The following is a 13266-nucleotide window of genomic DNA, read 5'->3' as shown; positions in this document are numbered from 1 at the left end:
GTAATTAGTTTACAACCGAATATTTTTTGCAGTCGATCGCATCTTTGCCTTGTTGAATTTGATCAACGAATTCTTTATATGAACATTTAAAAAAGTAAAAGCCATGAATGCAATGAGAAACAGAGTACAATTAATTGGTAACGTAGGAAATGATCCAGAAATTAAAACGTTAGAAACAGGTAAAAAAGTAGCACATTTAACAATCGCTACAAATGAAATTTATAAAAATGAGAAAGGTGATAAAGTAGAAAAAACAGAGTGGCATCGTGTGACAGCATGGGGAAAAACTGCCGAAATAATTGAAAAGTTTGTTGTAAAAGGAAAAGAGATTGCTGTCGAGGGTAAATTAACCCACAGAAGTTATGATGATAAAAACGGCGAGAAAAGATATGTTACAGAAGTTGTTGTAAACGAGATTTTGCTGTTGAGTTAATAATCGCTTAATCAATTTATTGAAGCTAAACCAAACAGGTCTTAAAGCCTGTTTGGTTTTTTTATGAAAGCTATAGAATGGAAGCACCATTTGTATCTGTTGTTAATACTTCGCTCATATAATCTAAAAAAGGCCTCATGTTCTTGAAAGTTTCTAAAGCCTGTTCTAAAAACTGAGTACTCAACACTTCTTCATCGGTAAAGCGGCGAAGAACTAGAAACTGTTTGTAGCGCAGTAAATCAATTGCTTCGTGAGTTGTATCAAAACCTTTTGGAGCTGTTTTAAGTTGTTCGCCTTGTAAAGTTCCAAAGGTTGAAACAAAAGATTTTGAGTTTAAGATTGTTCTAAATGATTCTGAATCGTGACCAAATTCGCTTCTTATACGTTTTAAATCTGCTGCATTGGGTCCCCAAAAGCCGCCGCCGACAAAAGTATTTCCTTTTTCGATATGAAAATAATAACCGCCTCGTCTTTCATTTGTTGCTCGCGTAAAACTACCGCCCCAAAAGGTTTTAAAAGGAGTTTTGTCTTTAGAAAAACGAATATCTCGATAAATCCTGTACACACTTTTTTTGCCAGAAGCTGTTTCTATAAGATCAGTTTTAGAAAGTTCCTGTAATAATGCGCCTGCAAAAGTTTCAATATGATTTAATTCTTTTAAGTATTCCTGTTTATGTGTATCGAACCAAGGTTTGTTGTTGTTTTCTTTAAGCAGAGACAAAAAATCAAGGCTGGATTTGGGTATAGTTATGTGATTTTCCATATTTAGTTATGAAAGCGTTTTTTAAAATCAGATGATGAATTTACTTTAAAATTAAAAACCCACCAAATGTATTGGTGGGTTTTCTATATATCGTTAAGCTGTTTTTTTGAATAAATCAAACATAGGACAACGTGAACAACGTTTCTTTTCACTTTTTTTGTATTTCTCACAACAAGAAGATTTACAGTTTTCTAACTTCTTAATGTTTTCAAGGATAGCTTTATTCTTTTTTTTCTTTTTATCCTTTTTCTTGTCCTTGTCTTTTTCTTTCTTGCCCAATTTTCCTCTGTATTATAAAAACAGTAGCAAATATAAATCAAAAAAGTTATTTTTAAGTATTCTAAATAAACTTTAACTTTTTTTATTTTGGATTGATTGCAATCGAGCTTGTAACTGTTAATTGCTGAATATCACGATCAAACAAGTAAAGTCCGCCTTTATCGTCTCCAATTAAGTTTATTTTATCTAAAATTGATTTAGCAGTCGCTTCTTCCTCGATTTGTTCAGAAACATACCATTGTAAGAAATTATGTGTTGCATAATCTTTTTCTTCAAAAGTTATGTGTACTAATTCGTTGATCGATTTTGAAACAAAAAGTTCATGATTATAAAGCTCCTCAAACATTTCTTTAAAAGTAGAATAGCTTGTTTTTGGCGCTTTTAGATCTGTTATATGAGCGTGTCCTCCGCGTTCGTTTACATATTTTACTAATTTTAGCATATGTGCACGCTCTTCATCTGATTGTGTGTACATAAATTGGGCAATTCCCTCTAATCCGTGTACTTCAGCCCAACAAGCCATAGAAAGATAAGTTTGCGAAGATTCTGCTTCTATGCGAATTTGCTTGTTTAAAGCCGTTTCAATATTTTTTGATAGCATAATGATGTCTTTTTTGTAAAGTTAGAAAAAATAATTCATTCCATTTTTTCGAAACCAAGAAAACATGACGCATTTGAATTAATTCACACTAAAATTAAGGCTTATTTACAGGGAAATTTTTCGAAAAAACAGCTTTATTGCTAATAGGATTTCCTGCATCTTCACGCATAAATCCATCGGTAAATTTACGAATTACATATTGTTTTGTTCCCAGATCGTAATAACCTAAAAGCGAATAGTCTTTAAGTTTAATGATGTTTTCCAAGATAATGTTTTTACTTTTTCCTAAAAAATAAAATATATTATCAATAGCCAAAGGCTCAGTTTGTTGATTGTTTATAAACTCATAATTAGGATTCAGCATCGAATCAAAGTAAACCATTCGGCTTTGCGTGTAAGCAGGATAAGTATTGTAGTCTTCAAATCCGAAGAAAGCATCGTTTTGACTGTAGTTAAAACTTGGTCTAGGTGAGACTTGATATTCAAGAAATCCGCCAAAGGTGATAAAACTATTTTCTTTGTTTTTAAAAACCGTAACTCCAGCATTTAAAGCAGATAATTGTTTTAGAAATTTAGCTGTAGTATTAATTTTCTGCGGTTTGTATCCGTTATTTTGAATAAACAGCGGGGAGTTCTTGAAATTTATGGTGTCTTTTTTCGAAATAGAAACTGTTTTAACAGATTTGCCAGTAGACAAGTCTTTTATATTAAATAAAAACTCGTCGTTATTGGTGCTGATTTGAAATAGTTTATTGTCGTTGTAAAAAGAATTTGAAGTTTTAGAAGGTTTTTTAGATATAGGCTGATCGTAGTTTTTCTCAGTTACTTCCTGAGTTTCCAGATTAAGATCTAAAACTTGTGTTTTTTTTGTATTGTAATCTAAAGTTAAAAGAATGTGATTGTCTAAAACATACATTTTGTTTTTGCTAACACTTTTGTCCAGCGGATTAAAGTTGTCATATTCCATTTTTTCTATTGGAAAATACTGGAGAATTGTACTGAAAGAAAAACGCTGGTCATTTTTATTTTGAAATAAAATCCCTGAAAAATCAAACATTTTTATTTCGCATCTTCCATTTTTAAATATAAAAAGAAGTAAATGCGGCTCTTTTATTTCCTTGGCTAGAACATAAAACGAATCGTCTTTTTGAAAATGGCTTATAACATAAGAATTGTAAGAACCAAAATCAAAACTTAAAGTTTTGGAAGCTTTTGTATCAAAGTAATACTTAATAATTCTTAAGTTTTTATAGTCAGGAGAGCTCCAATACAGCGATGGATTTCCGTCTTCGCTTAAGCTGCTGCCCAGCAAAATTCCATTTTTTGCACTTTTTATAGAATCAGTATATTGACCTCGTAGAAATAGGGATTTATTGTATTTTAAAATATTGATATTGTTATTGTCTGAGGTAAATACATATATTTCATTAGTTTTTGCATCCTCTATATTTAAGCTCTGACCATTTTCTAGAGGATTACTTAAATTTAACGGAAAACTATTTAATACTGTTTGACTTAACAGTATCGAGTTAGGGAGTAAAACAAGGAAAAGTAATATTTTTTTCATGAGTATTTTGAGACAAAAATCATTCCAAATTTAATGAAATAAATTTTCTATTCCGAAACGAAAATGATCTTTCATAATTGTACTTTGTCTTTGGAAGAAGATAAAAAAAGCCCTAAAAACATCTTTTAGGGCTTTTAAATTTATTTGAAGTTTTTTTATTGCATTTTGTTTGTTCGTTTTAAAAGCAGCAGAACAAAATAAGATTGAAGAAAAACTATCGTTTATTCATTTCCTCTTCAAAACGATCTATAAATTGCCCTACATGTAAACCATCCATTAAAGCATGATGAACGTGAACCGACATTGAGATTGTTCGTTTTCCAGTTTCAGAAGTTATCATTTTTCCAAAAGAAATTTTAGGGCAGCTGTCTGGAAACGTGTAACTTCTGGCGTGTGAAATCGAAGTGAAATTTATCCACGGAATAGCCGAGAAATGGATCAAATTGTCATCATCAAAAGATCTTGTAAAAAGACCAGTTGTATTTTGAACGCGTTCAATTTCGGCTAAAGCATTTTGTGTAAATAAATTAAAATCTGGATTGTATTCAATTAATGAAAATCCGAAAGTGCCGTCTTCTCTTCCAATTGTTGCCGATGCATCAATATGATCATTCACGTAAATTTTATCATCGGCAATTCTATATTTAAAATTTTCTACTGAATTTACAGCAGCTAATGTCTTGTGTAAGTAGTAAATAAAAAAAGAAACATTTAGTTCTTTTGCTGTTTGATACGCTTTTGTGCAATCAATTTCAACAGTTACACCAAAAAATGGTTCTTCCATTTGTTTAAAGTGTACAAAATGTTCTTTTCTATTCCAGTTTTCTAGATCTAAAAGTGTTTTCATTATAGTAAGTTCTGAAGGACTTCAGTTATATTTTCGAATGAACTAAAATGTTCGTGTTCTATTTTATGAGTAATTTTTTCATGTTCCCAAGTAGTATGAAAGGGAATATGAACGGCATATCCTCCAATTTCTAAAACAGGCAGAACATCTGATTTTAATGAGTTTCCAATCATTAGAAATTCATGTGATTTAATGTCTAAACGACCAAGCAGTTTTTGGTAATCGATATTTTGTTTGTCTGACATTACTTCGATATGGTGAAAATAATGACCCAAACCAGAACGATGCAATTTGCTGTGCTGATCTTTAAGATCGCCTTTTGTAGCAACAACTAGTTTATATTTTCCATGAAGCGCTTGCAAAGTTTCTTCAACTCCGTCTAAAAGTTCGATTGGTTTTTCAAGTAATTCTTTTCCATATTGAATGATCTTTTCAATAACTTCAATTGGAATTGTATTGTTTGAAATGTTCATCGCAGCTTCAATCATCGAAAGAATGTAACCTTTGATTCCGTATCCGTATAAAGGCAGGTTCTCTATTTCAATTTTAAATAACTCCTGCGAAATACCTTGATGAGAAAGATAATCTTCCATCAAAGCACAAAATTTATGTTCTGTTTCTTGAAAATAAGGTTCGTTTACAAATAAAGTATCATCGGCATCAAATGCGATTACCTTTAAGTTTGGTATTTTGCTTTTATGTAACATAGTGTTTTTGTTTTAGGTTTTTTGTTGTTTCAGGTTTCAGGTTTTTTTGCCACAAATTATTGAGATTAAAATGATTTTTTAAAATCTGCTCAAATCTGCTGAATCTGTGTGAAAATATTTAGCCACGAATTACACGAATTGCACTAATTTTTTTGTCACTCCCGATAGCTGTCGGGATATTAAGATTAAAAAAAATATCTGCTCAATCTGCCAAATCTGCGTGAGATTTTTTTAGCCACGAATTACGCGAATTGCACTAATTTTTTAGCCACAGATTATTTAGATTAAAAGGATTTTCATTTGCTTAATCTGCCAAATCTGCGTGAGAACCTTTTTAAAAATTAATTAATAATCTATGTTAATTCTTTAAATCTGTGGAAATCTGTGAGCTGTTCTTTACTTAGAAAAAAGCTTTTTCAAAGAAATTGTTTTATCGTAAAACGTAATTCTAATTCCGAAAAGTAAAATAATACCGCCAAAAACCATTTGTAAAGTTATTTTTTCTTCTAAAAACAACCAAGCTAAAATTGATGTTATTACAGCCTGACTTAATAAACTCAGCGATACTCTTGTTGCGCGCATATGCTGTGTGGCATAACTAATCGAAAGCCACGCACACAATTGGCATATTACTGCTTGAAGTACTAATACAAACCAGCCTGTATTTGAAAATCCTGTAAAAGGTTCGTTTAAAGAATAACATAGAATTCCTAAATAGATGCTCGATGTAAATAAACTGATTGTCATAAAGGAAAGTACATCAACTTCTGATAATACATTTTTGCTGACCAAAAGATAAATCGAATATAAAATTCCTGATAAAACAGCAAACAGAAAGGCCTGATTGAAATTGAGATCAATAAAGAACTCAAAACCAACCAAAGTTACCATTCCGAATAAAGAAACAATTGTTCCAATCCAGAAATTTGTCGCAGGTTTTGATTTTAGAAATAAAAAGGAACCAATTCCTACCCAAACCGGCGATAAGTTTGTAAGCAATGAAGCCTGCGTTGCACTCGAATCCTGAATGGCGATATTCCAAACTGCCACATCCGATGAAAATAAAATTCCGCAAAGCATTGCCAAAAGCGTAAGTTTTAAACTCGGAAGTTTAAAGTTTTTACTTAAAAGCACATAAGGCAAAAGCAGAATAACAGCAAAAAACATTCGGTAGAAAGCCGAAATTAATCCTGATGTTAAACGTAATTTAACCAATATTGGGAAAATCGAGATGCAGAGTATACCGCAGATTAGGGCTAATCTTGGTTTAGTGAGTTTCATTATTGTTTGTTTTTAGGCTTATAGATAAAAAGAAAATTGCGTGAATCAAATTAAGAATAATCGACTCACGCAATTTATATAACTATATAAATCTTTAGTTTACAGTCGATCCGTTTGGAGCGTCAGCATCAGGATTTACAAAAACCAGTTTTCCTTCGGCATTTGTTGTCATTAAAATCATTCCCTGGCTTTCAACACCGCGTAAAGCTCTTGGTGCTAAATTAGCTAAAACAGAAACACGTTTACCAACGATTTCTTCTGGAGAAAAACTCTCGGCAATTCCTGAAACAATTGTACGAACATCAATTCCAGTATCCACTTTAAGAACTAAAAGTTTGTTTGCTTTTGGCATCTTTTCCGCTTCTAGAATAGTTCCTATACGGATATCCATTTTCGCAAAATCTTCAAACTGAATTAAATCTTTTTGTGGTTCAGGTTGTTTGCTTTCAGCAAGATTAGCCGTTTTTGTTGCTTCCAATTTATCTATTTGTTTTTGTATTTCTTCGTCTTCGATTTTAGCAAAAAGCAATTCAGCTTCGCCAATTTTATGTCCAGCAGGAATTAAATCTGAATTTTCAGTAATATCATTCCAACCTAATGTTTTATCCAAAATGATGTCTTTTGCATCACGATTTTTCTCTTTCAAGAATTTGCTGAATCCTTCAAAATGTTCTTTAAGATCACCTAAATTCAAGATTTTAGACAATTTTGCAGCTGTAAAAGGTAAAAACGGTTCAGCCAAAACGCTCAACGCCGCAGCAATTTGAAGTGCTACATACATTTGAGTTTTTACACGCTCTGGATTGTCTTTCATTACTTTCCAAGGCTCTTCGTCAGCAAGATATTTGTTTCCTAAACGAGCAACATTCATTAATTCGCCTAATGCTTCACGGAATCTGTAGCGCTCAACCGAACTTGAAATTACAGCTGGATACGCTTTTAATTCTGCTAAAACAGCTTCGTCAACTTCAGTAAATTCATTTGGCGTTGGAATAACACCTTCATAATATTTGTTGGTTAAAACCACAACGCGATTAATGAAGTTTCCGAAAATAGCAACCAATTCGTTGTTATTTCTAGCTTGGAAATCTTTCCAAGTAAAATCGTTATCTTTTGTTTCCGGCGCGTTTGATGTTAATGCATAACGTAAAACATCCTGTTTGTCTGGAAATTCTTCTAAATATTCATGTAACCAAACTGCCCAGTTTTTTGAAGTCGAAAGTTTGTTTCCTTCCAGATTCAAAAACTCATTTGCCGGAACATTGTCTGGTAAAATGTAGCTTCCTTCAGCTTTAAGCATTGCTGGGAAAATGATACAGTGAAAAACGATATTGTCTTTTCCGATAAAGTGAACCAGTTTCGTTTCTTCATCTTTCCAATACGGTTCCCAATCTTTTCCTTCGCGCGCTGCCCATTCTTTGGTAGAAGAAATGTAACCAATCGGCGCATCAAACCAAACGTATAATTTTTTTCCTTCGGCACCTTCAACAGGAACGTCAATTCCCCAATCAAGGTCACGCGTTACCGCACGAGGTTCAAGTCCGCCGTCGATCCAAGATTTTACTTGGCCGTAAACGTTAGGTTTCCAGTCGTTTTTATGACCTTCTAAAATCCATTTAGTCAAGAAATCAGAATATCTGTCTAAAGGTAAAAACCAGTGTTTTGTTTCTTTTAAAATTGGAGTTTCACCTGTAATTGTCGATTTTGGGTTGATTAAATCAGTAGCATTCAAAGTCGATCCGCATTTTTCGCACTGATCGCCGTAAGCTTCTGGATTGTCACATTTTGGGCAAGTTCCAACCACAAAACGGTCTGCTAAAAATTGATTTGCTTTTGCATCGTACAATTGCTCTGTAACTTCTTCAATAAAATCTCCTTTATCATACAAAGTTCTAAAGAATTCTGAAGCCGTATCATGATGAATTTTTGCCGATGTTCTGGAATAATTATCAAATGAAATTCCGAAATCTGCAAACGATTTACGGATGATTCCGTCGTATTTATCAATAACTTCTTGTGGCGTAACTCCTTCTTTTTTTGCTTTCATCGAAATTGCAACACCGTGTTCATCGCTTCCACAGATAAACGCAACGTCTTTATTTTGCAAACGCAAGTATCTAGAATATATATCTGCAGGCACGTAAACCCCCGCCAAATGCCCAATATGGATTGGTCCATTAGTATAAGGTAACGCTGCTGTAATAGTATATCTCTTTGGATTTTGTATCATAACTCAATTTTATTGAGTGCAAAAATAAGCAATAGAATTGAGATTTTGTTATTACGCAGCCATTCGCTGAGTTTTTTAATCTCGTAAAGTCGCAGAGGCGCAAAGTTTTTTAACCGTTTTGTCAGGCTGAGCGAAGTCGAAGCCTGTGCTAGTTTCACACAATCTTGTCATTTCGACGTAAGGAGAAATCTTTGTAAGCAGCTCGACAAAGATTGGAGATTTTAGGAATGGTGTTTCTCGCGAAGATTTCTCCTTACGTCGAAATGACATAAAATGAAGTAAAACTTTGCGATTCTGCAACTTTGCGAGATTATTTCAGCGTAAATAAATATAAAATCTTTGAGAGATTTCGACTTCGCTCAGTCTGACAATATTTGTGGTAAATCTCCATTAAAATAGAACCAGTTTAAACTAGCCTTGCGACTAAAATCTTCAAGATTTATTTCGCAATCTTTGCCTTCCGAAAAAAAACTAAAAAACAAGTTTATGAGCAAGACAAAATTAATCATCAATAAAAATGGATCAATCAAAATCGAAGGTGATTTTGAAATCATGGATTCTGAAGGAGCTGTATACGGATTACAAGGAAGATCTGCACTTGGTCTTTGCCGTTGCGGATTATCGGCAAACAAACCATTTTGCGATGGCGGACACAGAAATAATTTCGAACACGAATCTGTTGCATTCGATTTACCTCCAATGAAAACAAATTAAGATTTTTTCTAATTTGAATATAAAAAAAAGCTGCATTTTCTAGATGCAGCTTTTTTGTTTATAGATAAAGTTCCCCTTTCATTGTAATTATGGATGAACCGCCAACCAAAATATCATTTTCGCGATTCATAACTTCAATAATCGAAGGCTGATTTAATTTTACACCTTGCAGGATTTTATATTCGTGATTGAGTTTTGCTTGTTTCTTTTGAGTTAAAAATCCAATTAACGGACCTGCGGCAGTTCCTGTTGCGGGATCTTCATAAATTCCGATTATTGGATTAAAAAATCTAGTTTCGGCAATATGTTCTTCATTTTGACCTTTTATGGTAAAGCAATAAAAACCTTCAGATTGATATTCTTTCGAAATTTCGATTAACAGCTTAGGATCTGGAATACAGTCGTTCAGGATTTGACTGTTTTTAATGGGAACCATAGTATGTGAAACTTCGGTTTTAACGATTGTGGGAACAAAATCGTTGCTGTCTAAATCTTCAATTTTTAAACCAAGTGCAACGGCTAATTTGTAGGTTGGTATTTCTTGTTTAAGAACAGCCGATTTCTGATGCATTTGTACAACAGGATAAAAGCTTACAGGATCAAAACTTACGGTTAACGGAATTGCAGCGTGTTTCATGATTACGAAACGAGCGTTTTCTTGTTGGTCTTTAAATATGGGTATTCCTTTTAACAAAGCTCCGCAAACCGCTCCTAATAAATTGTGTCCTGCGCCGTCAATTTCGATTCCGGTTGGAGTAAACGAACGCACGTTTAATGCTTTTTGCGTTGGGGAATAATAAACAAATGAAGTTTCGGAATAGCCAAATTCTTTGGAGATGTTTTGATAGGTTTCTAGTTCTAAATTACCGTTTGTAAAAACCACCGAAAGGGGGTTTCCTTTGTAGCTTTCGTTTGAAAACACATCCAAAACATAATATTCTAATGCTTTTCTTCCTTCCATTCCTTTTTCTTTTTAGCTGACACTTTTTTAGACGGAATAAAGTTAGTGCTTAAAAAATACGAAAACAACAGCTTTTACAACATTCGTTTTTGTTCAGCACTTATGTTTATTGCTTTTTCCAATCTCGAAAGTCTGGTTTTTTCTTGTTTAGCACTCATAATCCAGTGAATCATAACTTTTTTGTACGATGGCGCTTGATTGTCGAAAAAGTTCCAAGCTGGTTTATTGGCTTTAAATTGTTTTTCAAATTCAGGATCGAGAACTTCAGGTTCTTTTTCATAAGAATAAATTCCAGATTTTGCATCAGATCTTAATTCAAAAGCTTTTAATCCGGCTTCTCTCATAAGTCCTGCCTTGGTAAGTTCTTCGACTTTTTTGATGTTAATGGCGCTCCAGTTGCTTGACTTTTTTCTGGGTGTAAATCTGTTCGAATAACTTTCTTCGTCAATTGATTTTCTAACGCTGTCAATCCAGCCAAAACAAAGCGCCTGATCTACAGATTCTGACCAGGTCATTGATGGTTTTTTGGTGCTCATTTTATAGAAACCTACTATAAGTTCGGTTTCTTTATCATGATTTTTTTCTAACCATGCTCTAAATTTTTCTGGGGTTGGGAAGAAGATTGGGTTCATGATTTAGTTGCTTTTTAGTGGAGGAGGAGGTGGTGGAAGGATATACTTGGAGCTGAAAAAGAATAATTTTTTCTTTGTTTCAATTAATTTTGCCGTTTTCTTCCAATTATAAATCCATATTGCTAAAGAATCTAATTCTTTTGGAACGTCTTTTTTACGACTATGTACCGCTATGGATTTTTTGATTGAATCTTTATCTATATACATTATGTAAAATCTTCCATCAGTATAATCTTCATTGTACATGGAGTCGTAATTTTTTAGCTGTGTTTTAGATATTAAATCAGACAGCTCTTTTCTGTCTTTTTTACTTAAGTATGCTATATAATTTGTTTTGTTTTTAGGGCTTTTAGTACTGTCAAAAGCAGTGTTACTATTCCAATGTTCTCTTAGATAAATAATATCTTTTGGAGTAAACTTGATTGAAAAACAGGTTCCGAAAGTATTATTAAAGGAAAAATCAAAATATTTAAATGGTGTTGTATTATCGTCCTCTTTTTTGCATCCAAAGAAAATAAATAAGATTATGACCAGTAAAGTTGTTTTCTTCATAATTACTAAAATTACAAATTAGTAATAACTCTAATAATCCATAAAAGTATAATGAATAACAAAAAAGAGAATTGAACTTTATTAACTTTTTGGTTTCCAAATTTTTTGACTAAAAAACGATCTATTAATACAACTGCAAAAACTGGAATTAACCAAAACAAAATATAAATTCCCATTAATCCATCTGGGGCAGAACTTCCGTTTATCAGGATTACAGCGTAAATAATTCCAATAATAATAGAGAGAATTCCTGCGACATAGAATAAGGTTAGATTTTTTGGTAAACTCATAGAATTGGCAGTTTCAAGATTTTTTACAGGTGAATTTTGAGTTACTTTACAGAAATTATTAAGGCTATTTTGTTTGTTTATTAGTTGTAATAATTAAAACACCAGCTTCAGCAAAATTGCCATATATGTTAATTCCTATTTGTCTTTCAAGAGGGACAATTTTTTTAATTTCGTCTTTATGCAACTGAATTTTCTCTTTTTCTAGATCCTGAAAGCGATAAGGTTTTCCGTCAATTACAACGATTGGTTGATTTGTAATTGTTTTGTTTTTAGCCAGTGATATTATAGTGTCTGATAAATAAAGTTTTTCTGCTCCTTCATCTTGGAGTTCATATCTGTTTTGAGAATACATTGAAAATGATAAAAGTGAGATAATTGCAATAGCAAGGTTTTTCTTTTTCATGAAACTTTGGTTTTAAGGATGTTATTATTATGCTAAAATAATCTTTTTTGTTTCGTAATAAACTCATATAAAAACATTGTTGATTATATCATTATTTGGACGAAATTTGCAAAGCAAAACAGTAAGGATGTGAATCATGGCAAAAGGACCCGAAAAGAATACTAAAAACAAGGCTTTACATACCAAATTACTAAATCGTAAAAAGGCTAAACTTCAAGAAGAAAAAAGAGAACGTGCTTTACGATTGAAAGCTTTAGTTGCGAAAATGAACGAAATGAAGAAGAACGACGAATCTGGCGCGGTTTAACTTAGTAGATTTCTTAGTCTTTAATTTAAAAATAATCTCAAAATAAAACAAAATGGAGGAATTTGGTAGAATTATAGTTTCTGAAACAGCAATGGAAAGTGAAAATCCACAGGATATTATCAACTCTAATATTTCGGTAATCAACCTGATGCGTGAAGAAAAAGTAGATGACGATTTGATTCATGAAGATGCTTTGTTGAGTTATTATTTAGATTATTATGCGTCGCAGTATGCAGCTGGAAATTTTTCGCAGTTTGTCTATAATTCTGGTTGGAACAAAGAACTAAACGAATTGATTGAAGAAGGTTTGACTTTGATTGGTGCCGAAAAACATTTGGAGTTATTTCAGGCACAAGCTAAAAGAGTCAAATTATTGAGCAGTGTAAAAATTGCTAAATTTCTTAAAGGAAAGTTTGAAGGTGTAAACCCAACAAGAGATTTGCTGAACAATAATACTTATTTTGAATTAGATGAAAACTTGGTAGAATTAAATGCCAATTTCCTAAAAAATCACCCTGATTTTGAAGTGCTTCCTGTAGATGAAATATTTGCAGTTTTGGAAGAGTTTGTTGGACACGAAATAAAAAGAGCGTAATTTTTTTAAGGTTCAAAGGTTCAGAGTGGCAAAGGTTCAAAGGTTTTGTGATTAGTTACTCTTTTTGAAACTATTGGTTAAAAAGAGTAAGACCTCACTAAGAG

17 protein-coding genes are annotated in these 13266 nt (G+C 32.6%); 4 read left to right on the top strand and 13 right to left on the bottom strand.

The genetic code is table 11. The annotated features are described in order from the left end of the window. Positions 1-103 precede the first annotated feature (103 nt). Complete coding sequence (locus B0A75_RS06100; protein WP_089053410.1) at positions 104-433, top strand: single-stranded DNA-binding protein; 330 nt, start codon at positions 104-106, stop codon at positions 431-433. Between the two features lie 70 nt (positions 434-503). On the opposite strand, the gene B0A75_RS06095 is transcribed toward B0A75_RS06100, so the two are convergent. The 8 genes from B0A75_RS06095 to metG all read right to left on the bottom strand — a co-directional run bounded on the left by B0A75_RS06095 (position 504) and on the right by metG (position 8708). After that, the gene (locus B0A75_RS06095; RefSeq protein ID WP_089053409.1) at positions 504-1196 is read right to left on the bottom strand and encodes a DUF2461 domain-containing protein; all 693 of its coding nucleotides are present in this window, start codon (positions 1194-1196) and stop codon (positions 504-506) included. Positions 1197-1289: 93 nt separating this feature from the next. Continuing rightward, positions 1290-1475: a hypothetical protein gene (locus B0A75_RS06090; protein WP_083692280.1), complete on the bottom strand. Its 186-nt coding sequence runs from the start codon at positions 1473-1475 to the stop codon at positions 1290-1292. A gap of 82 nt (positions 1476-1557) precedes the next feature. Further along, positions 1558-2076 (bottom strand): ferritin, encoded by a 519-nt coding sequence (locus B0A75_RS06085; protein WP_089053408.1) that lies wholly within the window; start codon positions 2074-2076, stop codon positions 1558-1560. 94 nt (positions 2077-2170) lie between these two features. Beyond that, entirely contained in the window at positions 2171-3643 is a 1473-nt protein-coding gene (locus tag B0A75_RS06080; RefSeq protein ID WP_089053407.1) for a hypothetical protein, read from the bottom strand. Between the two features lie 214 nt (positions 3644-3857). Further along, positions 3858-4490 carry a chloramphenicol acetyltransferase gene (locus B0A75_RS06075; protein WP_089053406.1) on the bottom strand — a complete coding sequence of 211 codons (633 nt, stop codon included), beginning with the start codon at positions 4488-4490 and terminating at the stop codon, positions 3858-3860. Then, positions 4490-5197 (bottom strand): HAD family hydrolase, encoded by a 708-nt coding sequence (locus B0A75_RS06070; RefSeq protein WP_089053405.1) that lies wholly within the window; start codon positions 5195-5197, stop codon positions 4490-4492. The genes B0A75_RS06075 and B0A75_RS06070 overlap by 1 nt, the downstream gene beginning before the upstream one ends. Before the next feature lie 396 nt (positions 5198-5593). Next, the gene (locus tag B0A75_RS06065; protein ID WP_089053404.1) at positions 5594-6478 is read right to left on the bottom strand and encodes a DMT family transporter; all 885 of its coding nucleotides are present in this window, start codon (positions 6476-6478) and stop codon (positions 5594-5596) included. Positions 6479-6572: 94 nt separating this feature from the next. Beyond that, complete coding sequence (gene metG / locus B0A75_RS06060) at positions 6573-8708, bottom strand: methionine--tRNA ligase (RefSeq protein ID WP_089053403.1); 2136 nt, start codon at positions 8706-8708, stop codon at positions 6573-6575. Between the two features lie 486 nt (positions 8709-9194). Between metG and B0A75_RS06055 the strand changes: the two genes are divergently transcribed. Then, entirely contained in the window at positions 9195-9422 is a 228-nt protein-coding gene (locus tag B0A75_RS06055; RefSeq protein WP_089053402.1) for a CDGSH iron-sulfur domain-containing protein, read from the top strand. A gap of 58 nt (positions 9423-9480) precedes the next feature. On the opposite strand, the gene B0A75_RS06050 is transcribed toward B0A75_RS06055, so the two are convergent. From B0A75_RS06050 to B0A75_RS06030, 5 genes are all read right to left on the bottom strand, one after another. Next, on the bottom strand, positions 9481-10383 hold the full coding sequence (locus B0A75_RS06050) for a PhzF family phenazine biosynthesis protein (protein ID WP_089053401.1): 903 nt from the start codon (positions 10381-10383) through the stop codon (positions 9481-9483). Positions 10384-10457: 74 nt separating this feature from the next. Continuing rightward, the gene (locus B0A75_RS06045; RefSeq protein WP_089053400.1) at positions 10458-11015 is read right to left on the bottom strand and encodes a YdeI/OmpD-associated family protein; all 558 of its coding nucleotides are present in this window, start codon (positions 11013-11015) and stop codon (positions 10458-10460) included. A 3-nt stretch (positions 11016-11018) separates the two neighbouring features. Next, complete coding sequence (locus tag B0A75_RS06040) at positions 11019-11567, bottom strand: DUF6438 domain-containing protein (protein WP_089053399.1); 549 nt, start codon at positions 11565-11567, stop codon at positions 11019-11021. Positions 11568-11578: 11 nt separating this feature from the next. Next, positions 11579-11857: a hypothetical protein gene (locus B0A75_RS06035; protein ID WP_089053398.1), complete on the bottom strand. Its 279-nt coding sequence runs from the start codon at positions 11855-11857 to the stop codon at positions 11579-11581. 64 nt (positions 11858-11921) lie between these two features. Continuing rightward, positions 11922-12260: a hypothetical protein gene (locus tag B0A75_RS06030; RefSeq protein ID WP_089053397.1), complete on the bottom strand. Its 339-nt coding sequence runs from the start codon at positions 12258-12260 to the stop codon at positions 11922-11924. A gap of 136 nt (positions 12261-12396) precedes the next feature. Between B0A75_RS06030 and B0A75_RS20485 the strand changes: the two genes are divergently transcribed. Together B0A75_RS20485 and B0A75_RS06025 are read left to right on the top strand one after the other, a co-directional pair. Beyond that, positions 12397-12567, top strand: coding sequence for a hypothetical protein (locus B0A75_RS20485; RefSeq protein ID WP_165765096.1), 171 nt, complete (start codon positions 12397-12399; stop codon positions 12565-12567). 52 nt (positions 12568-12619) lie between these two features. Further along, the gene (locus B0A75_RS06025; RefSeq protein ID WP_089053396.1) at positions 12620-13162 is read left to right on the top strand and encodes a DMP19 family protein; all 543 of its coding nucleotides are present in this window, start codon (positions 12620-12622) and stop codon (positions 13160-13162) included. Positions 13163-13266 lie beyond the last annotated feature (104 nt).

Source organism: Flavobacterium oncorhynchi (genome assembly GCF_002217355.1).
GTDB lineage: Bacteria > Bacteroidota > Bacteroidia > Flavobacteriales > Flavobacteriaceae > Flavobacterium > Flavobacterium oncorhynchi.
The sequence above is the reverse complement of the archived record's forward strand: the minus strand, read 5'-3'. Positions and strand labels throughout refer to the sequence as shown.